The sequence below is a fragment of the Streptoverticillium reticulum genome, assembly GCF_047456005.1.
In the GTDB taxonomy this organism is placed as follows: domain Bacteria; phylum Actinomycetota; class Actinomycetes; order Streptomycetales; family Streptomycetaceae; genus Streptomyces; species Streptomyces reticulum.
The window spans coordinates 6,498,750-6,517,194 of record NZ_CP179755.1; the positions used below are offsets into that span (position 1 = coordinate 6,498,750).

The 18,445-nt window shown below is 72.4% G+C and carries 16 protein-coding genes; 7 read left to right on the forward strand and 9 right to left on the reverse strand.

What is annotated here, in order from left to right; genetic code table 11:
• Window positions 1-48 precede the first annotated feature (48 nt).
• Entirely contained in the window at window positions 49-984 is a 936-nt protein-coding gene (locus ACMATS_RS29925) for an N-acetyltransferase family protein (RefSeq protein WP_414169664.1), read from the reverse strand.
• 121 nt (window positions 985-1,105) lie between these two features.
• Between ACMATS_RS29925 and asnB the strand changes: the two genes are divergently transcribed.
• The 5 genes from asnB to ACMATS_RS29950 all read left to right on the forward strand — a co-directional run bounded on the left by asnB (window position 1,106) and on the right by ACMATS_RS29950 (window position 5,884).
• On the forward strand, window positions 1,106-2,959 hold the full coding sequence (gene asnB, locus ACMATS_RS29930; protein WP_414169665.1) for an asparagine synthase (glutamine-hydrolyzing): 1,854 nt from the start codon (window positions 1,106-1,108) through the stop codon (window positions 2,957-2,959).
• 51 nt (window positions 2,960-3,010) lie between these two features.
• Window positions 3,011-3,385, forward strand: a complete 375-nt coding sequence (locus ACMATS_RS29935; RefSeq protein WP_390782404.1) for a GntR family transcriptional regulator — start codon at window positions 3,011-3,013, stop codon at window positions 3,383-3,385.
• A gap of 141 nt (window positions 3,386-3,526) precedes the next feature.
• The gene (locus ACMATS_RS29940; protein WP_414169666.1) at window positions 3,527-4,891 is read left to right on the forward strand and encodes a xylan 1,4-beta-xylosidase; all 1,365 of its coding nucleotides are present in this window, start codon (window positions 3,527-3,529) and stop codon (window positions 4,889-4,891) included.
• A gap of 127 nt (window positions 4,892-5,018) precedes the next feature.
• Complete coding sequence (locus tag ACMATS_RS29945; protein WP_390782406.1) at window positions 5,019-5,276, forward strand: hypothetical protein; 258 nt, start codon at window positions 5,019-5,021, stop codon at window positions 5,274-5,276.
• Window positions 5,273-5,884 carry a hypothetical protein gene (locus tag ACMATS_RS29950; RefSeq protein WP_414169667.1) on the forward strand — a complete coding sequence of 204 codons (612 nt, stop codon included), beginning with the start codon at window positions 5,273-5,275 and terminating at the stop codon, window positions 5,882-5,884. Before ACMATS_RS29945 ends, ACMATS_RS29950 begins: the two co-directional genes overlap by 4 nt.
• A gap of 120 nt (window positions 5,885-6,004) precedes the next feature.
• On the opposite strand, the gene ACMATS_RS29955 is transcribed toward ACMATS_RS29950, so the two are convergent.
• The 6 genes from ACMATS_RS29955 to ACMATS_RS29980 all read right to left on the reverse strand — a co-directional run bounded on the left by ACMATS_RS29955 (window position 6,005) and on the right by ACMATS_RS29980 (window position 14,327).
• The gene (locus tag ACMATS_RS29955) at window positions 6,005-9,685 is read right to left on the reverse strand and encodes a lipopolysaccharide biosynthesis protein (RefSeq protein WP_414169668.1); all 3,681 of its coding nucleotides are present in this window, start codon (window positions 9,683-9,685) and stop codon (window positions 6,005-6,007) included.
• Window positions 9,678-10,478 (reverse strand): polysaccharide deacetylase family protein, encoded by an 801-nt coding sequence (locus ACMATS_RS29960; protein WP_414169669.1) that lies wholly within the window; start codon window positions 10,476-10,478, stop codon window positions 9,678-9,680. Before ACMATS_RS29960 ends, ACMATS_RS29955 begins: the two co-directional genes overlap by 8 nt.
• Window positions 10,475-11,545 carry a glycosyltransferase family 2 protein gene (locus ACMATS_RS29965; protein ID WP_414169670.1) on the reverse strand — a complete coding sequence of 357 codons (1,071 nt, stop codon included), beginning with the start codon at window positions 11,543-11,545 and terminating at the stop codon, window positions 10,475-10,477. Before ACMATS_RS29965 ends, ACMATS_RS29960 begins: the two co-directional genes overlap by 4 nt.
• Complete coding sequence (locus ACMATS_RS29970; protein WP_390782411.1) at window positions 11,542-12,378, reverse strand: glycosyltransferase family 2 protein; 837 nt, start codon at window positions 12,376-12,378, stop codon at window positions 11,542-11,544. The genes ACMATS_RS29965 and ACMATS_RS29970 overlap by 4 nt, the downstream gene beginning before the upstream one ends.
• A 406-nt stretch (window positions 12,379-12,784) precedes the next feature.
• Window positions 12,785-13,879, reverse strand: coding sequence for a GNAT family N-acetyltransferase (locus ACMATS_RS29975; RefSeq protein WP_390782412.1), 1,095 nt, complete (start codon window positions 13,877-13,879; stop codon window positions 12,785-12,787).
• 1 nt (window position 13,880) lies between these two features.
• Window positions 13,881-14,327, reverse strand: coding sequence for a hypothetical protein (locus ACMATS_RS29980; protein WP_391154150.1), 447 nt, complete (start codon window positions 14,325-14,327; stop codon window positions 13,881-13,883).
• Between the two features lie 310 nt (window positions 14,328-14,637).
• Here ACMATS_RS29980 and ACMATS_RS29985 point away from each other — a divergent pair, with 310 nt between their 5' ends.
• On the forward strand, window positions 14,638-15,441 hold the full coding sequence (locus ACMATS_RS29985; protein WP_414169671.1) for an SGNH/GDSL hydrolase family protein: 804 nt from the start codon (window positions 14,638-14,640) through the stop codon (window positions 15,439-15,441).
• Here the strand turns inward: ACMATS_RS29985 and ACMATS_RS29990 are convergent.
• Window positions 15,427-17,010 (reverse strand): serine/threonine-protein kinase, encoded by a 1,584-nt coding sequence (locus tag ACMATS_RS29990; protein WP_414169672.1) that lies wholly within the window; start codon window positions 17,008-17,010, stop codon window positions 15,427-15,429. The genes ACMATS_RS29985 and ACMATS_RS29990 overlap by 15 nt on opposite strands.
• A 238-nt stretch (window positions 17,011-17,248) precedes the next feature.
• Between ACMATS_RS29990 and ACMATS_RS29995 the strand changes: the two genes are divergently transcribed.
• Window positions 17,249-17,527: a hypothetical protein gene (locus ACMATS_RS29995; RefSeq protein ID WP_390782415.1), complete on the forward strand. Its 279-nt coding sequence runs from the start codon at window positions 17,249-17,251 to the stop codon at window positions 17,525-17,527.
• 87 nt (window positions 17,528-17,614) lie between these two features.
• On the opposite strand, the gene ACMATS_RS30000 is transcribed toward ACMATS_RS29995, so the two are convergent.
• Window positions 17,615-18,364: a GntR family transcriptional regulator gene (locus ACMATS_RS30000; protein WP_414169673.1), complete on the reverse strand. Its 750-nt coding sequence runs from the start codon at window positions 18,362-18,364 to the stop codon at window positions 17,615-17,617.
• Window positions 18,365-18,445: the final 81 nt, after the last annotated feature.

An 18,445-nucleotide genomic window follows, 5' to 3' on the forward strand; every position in this document is an offset into this window, starting at 1 on the left:
GCATAATGTGACCGCCCCGCGCCCCTTACGGGGCGCACCACCCCACGGTCACCCCAGTACCCGCACGCAGTGCCATTCATCCGCCGCCGGCTCGTACCCGAACCATCGGTTCACGGCCAACATCGGTACGTTCCCGGCATCGTTACCGGTGAACGCCTCCATGCACCCCGCCTCGCGGGCCAGGTGCAGTGAGCGGTTCTTCGTCAGCCTGGCCAACCCCCGGCCCCGCCACTCGCGTGCAGTGCCGGTCATGGCCGACATGTACCGCCCCCGACCGTCCGTCCGCGCCAGCGAAAACGCGACCGGGGTGCCATCGGCCACCGCGACCACCGACAGGTCGCGGTCCATGCCCGGCCGTTCCCAGTGGGCGGCCAGCCACTCCTCGTACGGGATCGGTTCCGTCTCCACCTCCCCCGGCTCGTCGAGCGACACCGCCGCGTCCAGCTCGTACAACGGCCGCGGATCGTCCGCGAAGTCCGCGACCGTCCGCAGTTCGATCCCGGCCGGCGGCGCCGTCTCCGGCGGCAGTGCGGCGAGGTCGAGGCGCAGGAAGCGGGCCCGGCGGCGGGGTTCGTAGCCACGGCGGCCGGCCCAGGCGACGGAGTGGCCGTCCTCCAGGGCCCACGCGTACACGGACCGGGCGCCCAGCCCGGCCAGGTGTTCCTCGGCTGCCGCCAGCAGCGTCGATCCGACGCCCCGGCCGGCCGCGTCCGGATGGACGTACAGGTTGCAATAGGCCTTTCCGGGCTCGGGGCTGTCGAAGAACAGGCCGGTCCGTGCGGTGGCCACGACCGTGCCGTCCACCTCGGCCACCAGCAGCCGGTAGTGCGCCTCCGCGGGCGAGTGTTCCGCCTCCCAGGCCAGGAGTTCGGGCGTGACCAGCATGAACGGCAGGGCCGCGCGCCGCGTCTCGGCCGCGGCCGCCGCGTCCTCGGGGTCGCCGGGGCGCAGGTCGCGGACCAGGATGTGTGTCGTTGATGTCATGGCGGGAACCGTAGGCGGCTCAACTGGCCTGAATCAAAAGGTTTTACCTCCTCATAGATGGTGTGTGCATCTATATCGGCGTAGCGTCATGCCCCGATCCGTCGAAGAGAGGGGTACAGCAATGTGCGGTATCGCGGGATGGGTTTCCTACGGCCGGGATCTCACCACCGAGCGCGGCACCCTTGACGCGATGACGCGGACCATGGCCTGTCGCGGCCCGGACGCCGCAGGCATCTGGCTCGACACCCACGCCGCCTTCGGACACCGCCGGCTGGCCGTCATCGACATCGAGGGCGGCAGGCAGCCGATGCTCGTCGAACACGACGGGCGCACCCTGCTCGCCACCACCTACAGTGGCGAGGTCTACAACTACCGCGAGCTGCGCGCCGAACTGGAGTCCCACGGCCACACCTTCCGCACCAGCAGCGACACCGAAGTGGTGCTGCACGCCTACCTCGAATGGGGCGAGGACTTCACGCAGCGCCTCAACGGCATGTACGCCTTCGCCCTGTGGGACCCGCGCACCGAGGAACTGCTCCTGGTCCGCGACCGCATGGGCATCAAACCCCTCTACTACTGGCCCACTTCGGACGGCGTACTCTTCGGGTCCGAGCCCAAGGCCATCCTCGCCCACCCCGCCGTGCGCCCCGCCGTCGACGCGGAGGGCCTCGCCGAGCTCGTCGGCTGGACCAAGACGCCCGGCCACGCCGTCTACCGGGGCATGTACGAACTGCGTCCCGGCCACACCGCACGCGTCCGCCGCGCCGGGCTGACCGTCCGGCGCTACTGGTCCCTCGAAGCCCGCGAGCACACCGACGACACCGCCGCCACCGTCCGGCACGTCCGCGAACTGCTCGACGACATCGTCGCCCGCCAGCTGATAGCCGACGTCCCGCTGTGCACCCTGCTCTCCGGCGGGCTCGACTCCTCCGCCATCACCGCCCTCTCCGCCAAGGGCCTGGCCGACGCGGGCAGAGGCCCGGTGCGGTCCTTCTCGGTCGACTTCACCGGCTACACGGAGAACTTCAAGGCCGACACGCTGCGGCCCACCCCCGACGGGCCGTACGCCCACGCCCTGGCCGAGCACGTGCGCTCCGACCACAGCGACATCGTTCTCGACACCGCCGCGCTGATGGAACGGGCCAACCGCGACGCCGTCCTCAACGCCCGTGACCTGCCCATGGGGTTCGGCGACGGGGACACCTCGCTCTACCTCCTCTTCAAGGCGATCCGCGAACAGTCCACGGTCGCGCTGTCCGGGGAGTCCGCGGACGAGGTCTTCGGCGGCTACCGCTGGTTCCACGACCCCGAGGCCGTGCACGCCGACACCTTCCCGTGGATCGCGGGCGGCATCTTCGACAGCTTCGCCGGGGAGCAGAGCGGCGGCAGCACCGCCCTGCTCGACCCGGGCGTCCTCGCCAAGCTCGACCTCCCCGGCTACCAGGACACCCGCTACCGGGACGCCCTCGCCGAGATCTCGTACCTGCCCGGCGAGAGCGGACTGCAGCGGCGCATGCGCGAGGTCAGCTATCTGCACCTGACCCGCTTCGTGCAGCTGCTGCTCGACCGCAAGGACCGCGCCAGCATGGCCGTCGGGCTGGAGGTGCGGGTGCCGTTCTGCGACCACCGGCTGGTCGAGTACGTCTACAACACCCCCTGGGCGCTCAAGACCTTCGACGGGCGCGAGAAGTCCCTGCTGCGCGCCGCCGTGCGCGACGTGCTCCCCGGCATCGTGGCCGACCGGGTCAAGAGCCCGTACCCCAGTACCCAGGACCCGCGGTACGCGGACGCCCTCGGCGCGGAGCTGCGGCGCGTGCTCGCCGACCAGGACGCCCCCGTACGGCCGCTGCTGGACACCGCAGCCGTCGCACGCGCCCTCTCCGAGGACGCGGGGGAGGGCTTCCGGACGAGCACGGAACTCGTGCTGGGGCTCAACACGTGGCTCGGCTCGTACGGAACGGCGCTCGAGCTGTAGCGTCCTGACGCACAATAGGTGCGACCACATCCCACAGCCTGGAGTTCCACCGTGGCGTTGCACCTGACCGTCGACCCGGAAGCGGCCGAACCGCCCTACGAGCAGATCCGCGCCCGCATCGCGGAGCGCGCCCGCTCCGGCGAACTGCCGGTGGGCTACAAGCTCCCGACGGTACGGGGGTTCGCGGAGGACCTGGGACTCGCGGCCAACACGGTGGCCAAGGCGTACCGGGCGCTCGAGGCGGACGGAGTGATCGAGACCCGGGGCCGCAATGGGACGTTCATTGCGGCCCAAGGGGATGCGGGGGCCCGTGCGGCTGCGGACGCCGCGCGGGCGTTCGCCGAGCGGGCCCATCGGTTGGGCCTGGACCGGGCTGCGGCCCTCGCCGCCGCCGAGGACGCGTTGCGGGCCGTGTACGAGGGCTGACCGTCCTGGTCGCCTTTCGGCTGCGGGGCGTTCGTGGCTTGTCGCGCCCACGCGGCGGAGCCGCAAATGTAGCTGTCCCGCGCCCCTTACGGGGCGCGATTGTGCCCGGCACCGGAAGCGCGAGCGATACCCTGGCCCGTGATGGGACGTCATGACGGAAATCGGGCGCACCTCGTCGCCCTGGTCGCGGCCGTCGTCGCCGCGTTCGTACTGCTGCTCTGTGCCGGCGGCTGCCAGTCCGGCGGCCGCGCCCGTGGCGCCCAGGGCGTGCCCGGCAACACCGGCGGCGGCACCCCCGCCTACCTCGGCTTCGGGTTCACGCACACCCAGTACAGCGCCGACCTCGGCAACGACGGCGCCCGCAGCAACGCCGCCGGGGTGCTCTCCGCCGACCCCATGCCGCAGAACCAGCACATCATGGGCTGGGGCGCCGACAACCCCGAGCCCAGACCGGGGTCCTACAACTTCGCCGACCTCGACCGCCGCGTCGCCCTCATGCGCAGCACCCGCGCCACGCCGGTGCTGACGCTGTGCTGCGCCCCGGACTGGATGAAGGGCGGCGGGAACCGCACCAACTGGTCCCAGAAGTCCCTGGAGACGGCCCCCGACCGGGCCCACTACAAGGACTTCGCCCACCTCGCGGGCGTGATCGCCCAACGCTATCCGGACGTGCGGCACTTCGTCGTGTGGAACGAGTTCAAGGGCTTCTACGACGATTCCAGGAAGCGCTGGGACTACGAGGGGTACACCGAGCTCTACAACCTCGTCTACGCGGAGATCAAGAAACAGAACAGGAACGCCCTCGTCGGCGGTCCGTACGTCGTCATGGACACCGAGACGCCCGGGAACGCCTCCAACGCCTCGTCCTTGCAAGGGCCTTGGGGGGTGGTGGACCAGCGGTCCGTCGACGCCCTGGAGTACTGGGACAAGCACAAGGCGGGAGCCGACTTCGTCGTGGTCGACGGCTCCAGCTACACGCGCGACGGCAACCGGATGCTGCCCGACGAGTTCGCGGCCACCCGCAAGTTCGCCGACGTCAGCACATGGCTGACGAAGACCACGGGGCTGCCCGTGTGGTGGGCCGAGTGGTACGTCGAGCCGCCCGACGCCCAGGACAACCGCCGCGGCTGGACGGAGCCGCACCGCATCGCCGTCCAGGCCACGGCCATGATGGAGCTCGCCGGGGCCGGCGTGGCCACCGCCTTCTACTGGAACCCCGAGGAGCAGACCGCCGACTGCCCGGGCTGTCTGTGGAGCGCCACCCAACTGGGCAGCGGCGGCGGCAAGTTGCCGATGATGGACCTGCTGCAGCGCTTCGTCACGGCCTTCCACCCGGGCACCCGCCTGCGCACGCCCGACGTCGGCGGGTCCGACGCCGCGCATGTGCGCGCCCTCGCCTCGGACCGGACGGCGCTGGTCGTCAACACGCTGGACCGGCCCATCACCGCCACGGTGGACGGGCACGACATCGGGCTGGGGGCGTACGAGGTCCGCTGGCTGACCTAGGGCGCCTCCCGTGCGCCGGGTGGGGCACCGTCCCGGCGGTTGCCTTACGGCCCCGGGCGCCGCAACACTTCGAGCGGCGTCCGGACCGCCCCCACCGCTCCCTGCCGTGTCCGAAAGGGCTCCACCCATGTGCGAAAGCGCGACCAAGGCGCTGGTCATCGTCGATGCGGAAGACAACTACTACGTGCTGCCCGGGGAGGTCATCTCCCTGGCCAAGGCGGCCCCCGAGGCCAGGGACGCGATAGCCGAGCGGCTGGCCGACCGCGCCAAGGTGCCGCTGGCCGAGGGCTATTGCTTCGCCGGCGTGCTGACCGTCCCGGCCGAGAGCGAACTGGCCCACTACACGCCGGACGTGTCCTGGCCGAACGCCGCCGACGCCCCGTGACGGCCACCGTCGCCCGAGCCGACCAACGCGCCCTCGCCGCCGACGGATTCGTCCGCCTCCCCGGCCTGTGGGACCGCGACCTGACCGGCGGGCTCGCCGCGGAGGCCCGCGCCTGTCGGCCTTATGCCCGGATACCCGAGAACGGTCCCCGCACCCCCGTCACCGCCCGGCGGCGCACCGGACGCCCCGGCACCCCGGCCGCCAACGGCCCGCTGCTCGCCCGGCTCCACCTGGCCCTGACCGGCACGGCACGGGCCCTGAGCGGACGGCTCCTGGTGCCCACCTTCGCGGCCTACGGCTACTACGAGGGCGACGACGCGGTGTATCTGCACACCGACACCGCACAGTGCGACCTCACGTTGCTCACCACGGCTTGCGGCGAGGTGGGTCCGTTGCATGTGCACCCGGACTTGGCCGGCCGGACTGCGGCGGAGCTCGGATCGCTGGAGAGCGATCCGAGCTGGGACCGCGCCGGTGGGGTCGCCGTCTCCTACCCGGCGACCGGGGTTGCCGCCCTCAACGGGCACCGCGTCCCGCACCACCGGCCCGGCGGGCCGGCTCCGGGTCTGAACGCGGTGGCCGCGCTCTGCTATCGCGCCTTCTACTGAGAGGGCGTGCCCCGTAAGGGGCGCGGGGAACTGCGCGACCAGCCACGACGCACCCGCAGATGACTGGTCGCGCCCACGCGGCGGAGCCGCTTATGTAACCGCCCCGCGCCCCTTACGGGGCTACGACATCGTCACCAGCCGCTGCACCAGCACCGCCACCAGCACCCCCAACAACGGCAACGCGAACCAGAACGACCCCTGCATCCACCGCAGTTGCCGCACCCCCGGCCGGAGGCCGACCCGTACCAGTTCGCGTGCCGTCAGCAGCGCCAGCAGGGCCGCCGCGGCGAGCCCGCCGATCACCGACGCCGGTGTCCACGTCACCCGCGGCCCCGCCGGGCCCGGCCGTGGCCGGGCCGCCTCCCCGGACGGCTTCTGCTTCAGCTCGTACAGCACCGCGTCCTCGTTGGACAGCACCCGGCGCAGCTCCGACCGCTTGTCGAGGGCGCTGCGCATCTCCCGCTGCCAGCCGGGGGAGTAGCCGGCGCTCAGTTCGAGGTATGTCGACTGGCCGGTGCTGATCATGAGGTACGCGTTCGGCCCGGCCTCGCGCAGCCGTGTCACCAGCCCGGGGACGTCGACCGGCGTGCGGGGCGCCAGGACCGGGTCGTAGAACACCCGCTCCATGTCGCGCGAACCCCAGGGCATGGCGGGAGTGACGTCGTTGACGGTGTTGCTGCTCATCCACAGCAGCCGCACGGTCGGCTGGTCGTGGGCGTAGACATAGTCCATGGCGGCGACCTCGCCGGGGCGGACCTGTTCGAAGGACTCGTTGCCCCAGCGGGCCACGAGGAAGCCGAAGACGAGGACGAGCCCGGCGAGCAGGGCCGCCGCCGTCGGGATCGCCGGGCCGCGCCCCCTCCCCGTGCGCGTGCGGGGGAAGAGCGCCAGCGCGGCGAGGACGCACGCGCCGGGCACGGCGAACAGGAAGACGCGCAGGGCGACTTCGCCGCCGTAGGACTGCATGCCGAAGGCGAGGAAGGGCACACAGGTCAGCACCAGCAGCGACAGGTCGCCGATCCCGGCGCGGCGCCGCCGCCACCAGCCGAGGGCGGCGAAGGCGAACATGCCGCCGGCGAGCAGGACCCGTACGTACAGCACGAGCTTGTGCGTGCTGCTGCCGCCCTGGATGCGGCCCGAGACGGACGAGGAGACGTTGCCGCCGAGCGAACCGAGGCCGCCGAACAGTTCGTTGAAGTGACCGGACCAGTAGGGCTCGGCGAGGAAGCCGATCCAGACCGCCAGCATCACGCCGCACAGCAGCGGCAGCCCGCGCAGGGTCGAGCGGCGCACCAGGACGAGCACGGTCAGCACGCCCAGCATCACGAACGGCGTCAGCTGGTGGCTGGAGACCGATGCGGCGAACAGGGCGACCAGCAGCGCCAGCAGCACCGCCTGCTGTCCGTGCCCGAGGGGGGCGACCTCCTGCTCGCCGGGCAGCAGCTTCCCGCGGAGCTGCCCGGGCCAGCGGAACCACACCAGCAGCACGGCCATGAACAGCAGGTAGAACACGTAGTTGAGCGACTGCGGCGAGAAGTAGTCCTGCCCGACCCAGCCGCACAGCACGAACAGCCACAGCGCCGTCCACTTCGCCCGCCAGTCCGCGCGCACCGCCCGCAGCAGCAGCGCCAGCGGTGCGAGGCACAGCAGTTGCATCGCCAGCGGCCACCAGCGCAGCACCTCGGTGAGGTCGGTGACGCCGCAGGCGCGGGCCGCGAACGCGGCGAGGGCGAAGAAGCCGGGCCAGCTCCAGCGCGCGTCGAGATCGGGCGCGGCCACCCCGGTGCGGTCGATGTAGTCCATGAAGCCCGCGTGCTGCCAGGCCGTGGCGAACCGCGGCTGTCCCTCCAGCAGGGCGGGCACCGCGTGCAGCGAGACGACCGTCAGCAGCAGGACGGCCGTCAGCAGCCGGGTGCGCGGCCGGTCCAGCCACAGGGCGGAGACGAACGAGAGCACCAGCAGCGCCGCGCCCACGAGCGTCGCCACCGGCAGGACGGAGATCAGCCCGAGCCCGCCCATGCCGTCCAGGTCCACCCGGCCGGCGGCCCACAGCGGCACCCAGTACAGCGCCAGGGCGGAGACCAGCAGTCCCCAGACGGCGGCCTCGGGGCCGGGCCGGGGCCGGGTGCGCTTCTGCTGCTCGCGCGGGGCGGGCGGTTCGGGCTGCTCCGGCTGCTCGGGGCGTTCGGACGGTTCGGAGGAGGCAGAGGGCTCGGGCGAAGCGGCGGGCGGCGGCATCCGCCATATGTCCGGGCGCCGTTCCGGGTGGTCGAAGTCCACCCGGACGCCCAGCGGCATGGTGTCCACGTCGAGCGCGGCGCGCAGCACCCGGACGGTGCTGTCGCGCAACCGCTCGCGCTCGGCGGGCGGTTCCTCGTTCTCCGCAGGGGGGTGCACGTCGTGGCGGTCGCCGTCCACGGCCAGGTCCGCAAGGTCGCCGTCGGGGGCGGCCCCGTCGGCACGCTGCGCGGCGTCCGGCGCGGGCGCGGCGCCCCGCAGCACGGCCCGCAGCCGTACCGCGGCGACGGAGCAGATCACCGCCAGGCTGGAGACCTCCGCGACGCCCTCGCCCGTCATCCCCATCCGGGGGAGCAGCAGCAGCGTCAGCCCGAGCACCAGCACACACAGCAGCCCCTGCAGATAGGCGAGCCCGGCGGTGCGGCTCTGCGCCCGCAGCACCGCGAAGTAGACCTCCATCACCACGCGCAGCGCCGCCCCGACCGCGTACCAGCGCAGCAGCGGCGTCGCGGCGTGGGCGTACCCCGGCCCGAACACCTGCAGGACGTACGGCGCGAGGAGGAACATCGCCAGACAGACCGGAATCATGATCTTGGCCATCCGGCGCAGCGCGGCCCGGCAGTTGTCCGCCAGCCGCGCCGGGTCGTGCGAGCCCTCGACGGTCAGCGAGGCGCCCATGTTGATCGCGAGCAGGTTGACGGTGCCGCCGATGGTGGAGGTGATGTAGAAGTAGGCGTTGTCGGTGGAGCTGATCTGCGCCGCGACGATCACCGGGATCAGGTAGACCACGGCCAGCGAGAACAGCGAGCCGGTGCAGTCCCCGGCGAGGAAGCGGCCCATCTCCCGGTAGGAGGCGGGCCGGGCCGTCTGCTCCGTGGCCCGCACGTGCGCGGGCACCAGCCGCCGGAAGACCAGCCAGCCCAGCGGCAGCACCGACACGGCGATCGAGACGACCCACGAGACGAACACTCCGGACACCGGGAGCACCGCCGCCAGCCCGACCAGCAGCGCCAGCTTCACCGCCGAGAAGGCGGTGTTGCCCACCGGCACCCACGGCGCGCTGCGCAGCCCCGTCAGCACCCCGTCCTGCAGGGTCAGGACCGACCAGGCCACGACGGCCACGACGAAGCCGATCCCGGGCAGCAGCCCGTGCAGGGACCGGTACGACGGACCCCACATCCCCAGCGTGAGCAGGAAGACGCCCGCCGCGGCCGCCACCACCAGCGAACTGGCCGCGTACGTACGGAAGACGAGCCGGCCCGTGGTGCGCCCCGCGACCGGGATGAAGCGGGCCAGCGCGCCGGTGAGCGTCACCGCGGTGATCCCCGCGAGGAGCTTCATCGCGGCGATGGCCGCCGACCCCTGGCCGACGGCCGACTCCGTGTAGTAGCGCGCGGCCACGAGCCAGTAGCCCAGGCCCAGGACGGCGCTGATGCCGGTGTTGAGCATCAGTGCGAAGGCATTGCGGAACAGCGGGCTGCCGCCTCCTCTCCCGGGCAGCCGCAGCCTCCGGCCGCTCGGCTCCGCTGCCCGCTCCTCGGTCCGGGTGGACGTGTCAGACACGTGCTTCGCTTGCCTTCCTGACGGCCTGGCGGCTCCTGCGGACGATGGCGTACCCCTTCGTCAGAGCCCGGTCCCTGGCGAACAGCCGGCCCACCGCCCGGCCCTCCACCATGCGCTCGAAGTCGGCTATACCCGTCGTGCGCCGCACCGTCACCCGCTGCAGCGCATACGGTCCCTGCCGGCGCGCCGCCATGCCGTTGCCCACGGCGAGCGAGACGGAGAAGCCGCCCGCCCGCACCGCCCCGCGTACCCGCCGGGTGGAATAGCCGTACGGATAGGCGAACGACACCGGCGGGCGGCCGAGTTCGGCGGTGATCAGCTCGCGGCAGCGCTCCACCTCGAACGCCAGTCGTTCTTCGGGCAGCTGGTCGAGCTGGGGGTGCGTGTGGCTGTGGCCGCCGATCTCGACCCCGGCCGCGGCGAGTTCGCGGACCTGGTCCCAGCCGAGCATGAGATCGAGCGCGCCGCCCGTGTCGTGCTCGCCGCGCAGCCAGCCCGTGGAGGCGAACAGCGTGGCGGCGAAGCCGTGTTCGGCGAGGGCGGGGAGGGCGTAACGGTGCACGCCCTCATAACCGTCGTCGAAGGTGATGAGTACCGGCTTGGGCGGCAGCGCGCTCCCCTCGCGCCAGGCGGCGGCCAGTATCGCGACCGTCACCGGGGTGAAGCCGAAGCCGTGCAGCAGCCGCATCTGCTCGGCGAAGGCCTCCGGGGCGACCGAGAGGCCGTAGGCCGCGCGGGCCGGCGCATGTCCCACGGCGTGGTACATCAGGATCGGGACAGCGCTGCCGCTCATGCTCCCTCCTCCCCGGCTCTCGCCCCCGGCGGCGCCGGCCGTGCCACCGCGAACCGCTGCCCGCCCCGGCGCGCCCGCAGGCTGCCCAGGGCGTAGCCCCCGGCGGCGGCGGCCACCCCGGCCACGATGGCCCCGGCCCGGCCCGCGCCCCCGGGCCGGCCCAGCAGGGCGTCCCGCAGCCCACGGGCCACACCCGCGGGCAGCACCCGCGTGGTGTAGCGGCGCTCGGAGGCAAGTCCCTGCTGCGGGCCGACACTTCGCGCGACCAGGGCCTTGGACAGGCCCTCGGCGTAGGCCCGGGTGCGGAAGTAGCCGAACCGCTCCCGGGCGGCGGGCACCCGGTGGTGGATCACCGAGCGGTCGTCGATGAGCAGCACCGCATCCGGCACGGCCCGGGTCAGCCGGATGCACAGCTCGGTCTCCTCGCCGCCCAGCGGCAGCCGCTGCCCGTCGCGCCCGATGCCGCTGGCGAAGCCGCCGACCGCGGTGAGCGCCGACTTGCGGAAGGAGGCGTTGCCGCCGAGGACGTTGCGCACCTGCACCCGGCCGGGCGGCAGGCCGCGATAGGTGCAGCCGACGACCCAGTCGAACTCCTCGGGGAACCAGGCGGGCCTCTGCCTGGACGCCCAGACGGGCATGGTGCGCCCGCCGACCGCCATGACCCGGGGGTCGGCGTAGCCCTCGGCGAAGTGCAGCAGCCAGTCCCGCTCGGCCACCGCGTCGTCGTCGAGAAAGGCCACCACCTCGCCGACGGCGGCCTCCGTACCGGTGTTGCGCCCGGCGGACAGGCCGCGCGGGCCGGAGTTGGCCAGGACGCGCACCCGGCCCGGCTCCGCGCCGGCGCCGTCGTCGCCGAAGGCCTTGGCCAGGCGGCGCAGCAGGGCCGGGTTGTGGTCGACGACGACCAGCGTCTCCAGCGCCGGGTGGGACTGGCCGTGCACCGAGGCCACCGCGGCGAGGATGTCGCCCCAGCGGTCCTCGGTGTAGACACAGATGACCACCGAGACGGACGGGCCCGCAGCCCGTCCCCCGGGGCGACCTTCCGGGTCCGTGTCCGCGGTGGTCAAGAGACGTCCCCGCGGTTGGCGGCCGGTGCGATCGCGAGCCGGGGCTGCTGCCGGGGCCGGCCGCGGCGTTCGCCGCGCTCGCGGAGGATCACCTTCAGCACCCGCAGTCCGTCGCGCACGGCCCGCAGATTGCTGGTGCCGTGGATCCTGACGAACTCATGGCTGGGAATCTCCTGGACCCGCAGGCCCGCCTTGACCACTCTGATGTTCATCAGCGTCTCGACCTCGAAACCGGCGCAGTCCAGGGCGATCTCGTCCAGGCAGCGCTTCCAGAACGCGTTGTAGCCGTAGCAAAGGTCGGTGTAGCGGGCCCCGAACTTGTGATTGACGATGGAGCACAGCACACGGTTGCCGAGCTTGCGGATGAGTGTCATGTCGTCGGTGCCGCCGCCGTTGGCGAAGCGGGATCCCTTGGCGAAGTCGGCGCCCCCGACGAGGGCGGAGACGTAGCGCAGGATCTCGCCCCCGTCCGCGGAGCCGTCGGCGTCGACCATGACGATGATCTCGCCGGTGCAGGCGGCGAAGCCGGTGATCAGCGCATCGCCCTTGCCCTTGCCCAGCTGCTGGACCACCTTGACGTCCGGGCACAGGTCGCGGGCGACCCGGACCGTGTCGTCGGTGGAGTTGCCGTCGACCAGGACCACTTCATGGATCCAGTCGGGAAGCGTCTTGAAGACGTACGGAAGGTTCTCCGCCTCGTTCATGGCGGGAATCACCACGCTCACCGGTGGCCTTATCGCGAACTGCGAGGTCACCGGGCGGTATCGGCGTCCGGATGTCTCCGGGTCCGGATCCTGGTCCTGACTCGCCGGCGGGCGCAGGAACGCACTCATGAGTCCTGTTTCCCTCTCGTCCGGTGGACCGCCCGCCCAAGAGCGGTCCGGTGGTTGTCCGGTGCGAAAAGGGGGTACTCGCCCCGTCCGCACGGCGGGGAACCGCCGTCGGTCCCGGGCGAGTTGGCATGTGTTACCGGCCGCGCGGCACGCGACTCGGCAGTGTTGACGGCCGAGCGCGGCACCCCCTGCCGCGCCCCGCGCCGGACATCATGGCGGCGCTGTGAGCCCTCCCCGAGCCGCTTGGACATGATGGGCCGATGCGGGTAGATGTACGACGGTATTGAAGCTTGCGACTGAATGGCAAGAGCTGAGGCGGAGACTCCTCCTTTGGTGTGTTTATGCCCGATGCAACCACCCATGGTTGCACGGTCAGTTGGGCGCGGAACAGGGCACCCGAGGGGGTTCAGCCGCCCTCGCGGATGCGCCCCACGCGCTTGAGCAGCCGGTCGGCGGGGTCGAAGAGCTCGGGCCGCGCGAGCACGGTGTTGCGCAGCGCACGCACCGGCGCACGGCGCGCCCGGTACCCCAGCGCAACGGGGTGACGCCTCGTCACCCAGCCCTCGGAGACGCTGAGTTCACGGGTCTTCAGGGAGTCCTTGTAGGACTTGCCGCCCCGGCCCAGGTCCAGATAGGCCATTCCCGCGGCCGCCGCGCCCTCGGCCATCCGCAGGTGCAGCACCAGCCCCGGCGAGTACTTGGCGAACCGCAGGTCGTACGCGGGGAACCAGCAGGCCAGCACCGTCTGCGTGCGCAGCCCGAAGTGCGCGGCGACCGGCCGGTCACCCGCGTAGAGCACAGACAGCAGCCCGGAGAAGGACGCCGTGCGGGTGTGGAAGAGCTGGTCGACGAGGTGGGATATCCAGGGGCGGGCGAAGCGGTCGCTGCGTCCCGTTCTTCGGTACTGCGCCGACTTCCATCCGGTCAGGACGCGCAGAACGGCCGGATCGCGCTCGTCGTGCACGTAGCGCACCTCGCCCACGTCCCGGCCGAGCCGGCGCTCCTTGGCCAGCGTGGTGCGGGTGAACTTGGGCGACTGCTTGCGCAGGGCCTGCAGATAGTGGGCGAAGCCCTGGTCGACGTCGATGACGGGGGAGGCGAAGGAGCCGGAGGCCGCGACCTCGAACGGCTTCTGACCCTCCACCAGGTGGTCGAACTCCCACAGCGACAGCCCGCAGGCGTGCAGCAGTTCGCGGCTGTCCCACTGGAAGCCCGGCCGGTGCACCAGCCCCTGGGCGTCCGAGACGCCCAGCCCCACGGCCCGGCCCACGCCCAGACGTGTGCGCTGGAAGGGGAAGAACGCCACCGGTTCGCCGTCCTCCCGGACGGCCGCGATACGGGTGCCGCGCCGGGTGCGCCCCACCGCGAGGGCGAACTCCGGTGCGAGGAAAGGATTCGCGAGCTGTGGGGAGCCGTCCTCCACCGCCCGCGCCTGCAGGGCGGACCACGCAGCCCGGTCGGCCGCCGTGAGTTCGCCGGGCCGGTACACGCTGATGTCCACGTCAGGAAGCCCGGCTTCTCGTCGTGCGGCTCCGGTGGCGCCGCGCGTGGGCCAGCAGGAACACGAGAAGGCTGACGGCCGCGACCGCGGCGACACCGCCCCGCACGGTCCAGGCGTGCAGTGCGAGCATGGTCTGCGCGACCAGCAGGTCCAGGGCGACGGCCCCGCCGGCGGCCACCACCGACCGGCTCAGGGGGTCGAGGCCGTGCAGGGCGGCCCCCACGGCGCACGCCGGCGCCATGATCAGGAAGAACAGGGTGAACGGCGCGCGCAGCGGCGAACCGATGTCGGCGAGGGCCAGGGCCCAGCCGGCTCCCGCGATGGCCGCGGCGGCACCCGCGATCACGGGGAGGGAGTCGCCGAGCGGCTGCCTCCCCCCGGCGTGCTCGTCCGTGCCGCCGGATTCCGCAGGTTCGGCGGGACCGTGGAGATCTGTGAAGCTCTGCATTGGCGACTTTGCCCCCCGAAGCGCCGGATGCCGGGCTTCAATGTCGCGCAGTCGCCGGAGGCCCGTCAAGGTGTGAAGACCACGCAAGCAGCTTCCGGGCGGCGCTTCCGCCACAACCGGACGACGTCCGTCGGATGAACATCCGGGGAATCCGCGTTCGGCGTGTTTCCGGCCACCGATTCGTCGCCTTCTGTTTGCGCCACGCCCGCCGAAGAGACCGATCAAGGACCACTTTTGGCATGGACACTTCCAGCGACGCCAGGTCGCTGCTACCACCGAGGTAGGAGAAAAGCCTGGTAGAGGAGGTTCCATGAATCCGTCCCGGCTCCAGGGCGCCCTCACCGCCCTGGCCCTGACCGCCGCCCTCGCCCTCGGCGGGGCCGGCACCGCACATGCCGCGTCGCAGGACGCAACTCCCGCCTACGTGGCGCTCGGTGACTCGTATTCGTCCGGCGTCGGAGCGGGCGACTACGACGCGTCCAGCGGCGACTGCAAGCGCAGCACCAAGGCCTACCCCGCGCTCTGGGCCGCCGCGAACTCCCCCGCGGACTTCGCCTTCACCGCCTGTTCCGGAGCCCGGACGGGTGACGTTCTCACCAGCCAGCTGGGCCCGCTCTCCACCTCCACCGGGCTCGTCAGCATCACCGTCGGCGGCAACGACGCGGGCTTCTCGGACGTCATGTCCAGCTGCGTGCTGGGCTCCGACAGCTCCTGTCTGGACCGCATCGCCCAGGCCCGCACGTATGTCCAGAATCAGCTGCCCGCACAGCTCGACCGCGTCTACTCCGCCATCAGCGCCAAGGCGCCCTCGGCACACGTGGTCGTCCTCGGCTACCCCCGCTTCTACAGAACCGGCGTCGACTGCGTCGGACTCAGCGACACCAAGCGGACGGCCATCAACGACGCGGCCGACGTCCTCGACTCCGTCATCGCCAAGCGCGCCGCCGACCACGGCTTCGCCTACGGTGACGCCAACTCCACCTTCGCCGGGCACGAGATCTGCTCCGACGACCCCTGGCTCAACAGCCTGACCTTCCCCGTCGACGAGTCCTACCACCCCACCGCCGCCGGACAGTCCGGCGGATTCCTGCCGGTCTTCTCATCGGCCGCCTGAGCCGTACGACCCGTTGGAGGTGTAGCCGGTCGCCGGGCCCGCCGAGGGCGACGCCGAACTCGTCGGACCCGACGAACCGGCCGACGGGGTGCCGCTCGTCGGCGGCGTCGCCCGGCACGTCAGCGTGAAGGAGACATGACGGGACGTCACCTGCTGCGGGCTCTTCACCTCGACGGCGACCCAGCCCTTGCCCGAGCTCCTGCCCGTCTCCGCATGCTGCACGACCCGGGGCCGGGTGTCCGCGAACCTGACGGTCTGCCAGTCGCCGCCCCCGCTGTCCGTCACCCAGCGGTAGACCACGTCCACCGGGGCGCGGGTCACCGTGAGGGCCGCGGTGAAGGAGGGGGCGGCGGCGTCCGGCGGCGGGCAGGGCCCGTTGTAGTGGTCGCGCACCGCGGTGAGGGCGACGCCGACGGAGGCGCCGGGGGAGGCGGACTTCCCGCCCGACGGTGTTTCCGTGTTCCCGCTGTTCCCGTCGTCGCCCGGCGCCGAACTGCCCGCCGACGATGTGCTCCCTTCTTTCCCCTCGTTCCCCGAACTCCCGCGGTCCGCCAGCGCCCACACCAGCCCGCCCACCGCGAGCGCCGCGACGAGCACCCCGGCCACGAGCAGCGCCGCCCGCCCCCGGCGCGGCTGCGCGGGAACGGCCGTCGTGGTGGCCGGTCCGGGTTCCTGCGGGGGTTCCGGTGGCGGCGGCGCCACCACCGTCGGGGCGTAGGCGGCCGGCACCGCGCGCGGCGCACCGCCCGCGGCCGCGGTCCGCAGCAGGTGCGCCGCCTCCTCGGCTCCCATGCGCAGCCGCGGGTCCTTGCGCAGCAGGCCCTCCAGCACGGGCGCGAGCCCGCCGGCCCGGCGCGGCGGCGGCAGTTCCTGGTCCACCACGGCGCGCAGCGTGCTCAGCGCGGTGTCCTGACGGAACGGCGAGTAGCCCTCCACCGCCGCGTACAGCGTCACCCCCAGCGACCACAGGTCCGACTCCGGCCCCGGCGGGCCGCCCAGCGCGCGCTCGGGGGCCAGGAACTCCGGCGAGCCGAGGAGCTGTCCGGTCGTCGTCAGCGTGGAGCTCCCGGCGACCGTCGCGATGCCGAAGTCGGTGAGGACGACACGCCCGTCGTTGGAGACGAGTACGTTTCCCGGTTTTACGTCCCGGTGCAGCACGCCCACGGCGTGCGCCGCCCGGAGCGCGGCGAGCACCTCTGCGCCGATGTGCGCGGTGCGCGCGGGCGTGAGCGGGCCCTCCGCCTCCAGGATCTCCGCGAGCGAGAGCCCGCGCACCAGCTCCATGACGATCCAGGGCCGGCCGTCCTCGGTGATCACGTCGTGCACGCCGACGACGTTGCGGTGCGCCACGCGGGCCGCCGCGCGCCCCTCCCGCTCCAGCCGGATATAGAGGGTGCGCACCTCCTCATCAGGCATTCCGTCCGGCGCCCGGACCTCCTTGACGGCCACGTCGCGGTCCAGGACCTCGTCCCGCGCCCGCCACACCGTCCCCATCCCGCCCTGTCCGAGCCCGTCCAGCAGTCGGTAACGGCCCGCCAGAAGCCGCCCGGCACCCGGTTCCCCGCTCATGTGCGTCCCTCCGCCGAGAGAGCAATTCGGGGTGAATGTACCGCAACGGAGCGTGATTGCCTCCTCTCCGGTTTCTGTTCGTACCGGCCAACTCGCGGGCTGTTACGACAGGTTCACGCCAGGTGCGTCAACGCCCTTGACGGGGTGGTGAATCCGCCCCGCCGATGCGCGGGTGACGCGATGGGGCGATAGGGTTACTCTGCCTTGGCCGGGTGCCTCGTACGGGTGGGGAGTCTCAATGGACCAGATAGCAATGCGCAGCAGGCCTCGTGTGCCTGCCATCAGCTACGGGAGCAGTGCGTCCAGTGCGCGCCTCGACCGTCATCTCGCGGTACTGGGCGGCCCCGCCCTGCCGCAGCGGGAGGTCGAGGGTGCGACCGTGCTGATGCGCGAGCTCACGTCGCGTGATCACGCCCGCGCCGCGAAGAGCCGGGGCCGTACCGCCCGGGTCTCCCTGCTGGCCCCGCTGCGCCGGCTGCGGCGCTCGCTCTTCGGCAACCGCAGCCACACCGTCTGAGCCCGGCCCCGGCCCGTACGGCACGGCCCGCCCTTTCCCCGGGGCCGGCCGGATCCTCCGGCACACCCGCCCACGTGGCCGTCGTCGCTACGGCGCCTCGACGGTGACGCTGAACGAGAAACGGTCTCCGCGGTAGCGGATCAGGGCGACGTCGACCACCCGGCCGCTCTCGTCCCTCGTGACGCCCGTGTAGTGCAGGATCGGGCTCAGCAGCGGCACCTGGAGCAGCTGCGCCGTCTCCGGGTCCGCCAGCCGCGCCTGCACCGTGTCCGTGATCCGGCCGATGCGCACGTCCGCCACGTCCCGCAGCACCTTGGTCATCGGCCAGCGCTCCAGGTCCGCGGGGCCGATGCGCCCGGCCAGTTCGGGGCGGACGAAGTTCTCCGCCCAGTTCACCGGCTCGCCGGTCGTCTCGTCGCAGCGCAGCCGCCGGTAGTGCACCGCCTCGGCCAGGCCGGGGAAGTGCTCGGCCAGCGCGCCCGGCACCGGGACCGGGCCGTGGCTCAGCACCTCCGTGCGCTCCCCGGACTGCTGGGCGACGATCGCGTCCACCGAGCCCAGCAGCCGCACGGGCGCACTGCTGCGGGCGCTCGGCTCGATGAAGGTGCCGCGCCGCCGGTGCCGGGTGATGAGCCCCTCCGCCTCCAGCTCCTTGAGCGCCTGCCGCATGGTGAGGACGCTGACGCCGTAGTGAGCGGCGAGGGCGTCCTCGGTGGGCAGCCGCAGCGGGTCCTCGGGCCGGCGGCCGAGTATCGAGGCGCGCAGCGACTGCGACACCTGGTACCACAGCGGCAGCTTGCGGTTGAGCGTGAGGGAGTCGGGGGCGAAGGTGCTCACGGCGAGGGCTCCTGGTGTGTCCGGTGGATCTTCGCGCCCCGTCAGGGGCGCGGGGAACTGCGCGCTCAGCCACGACGTGCC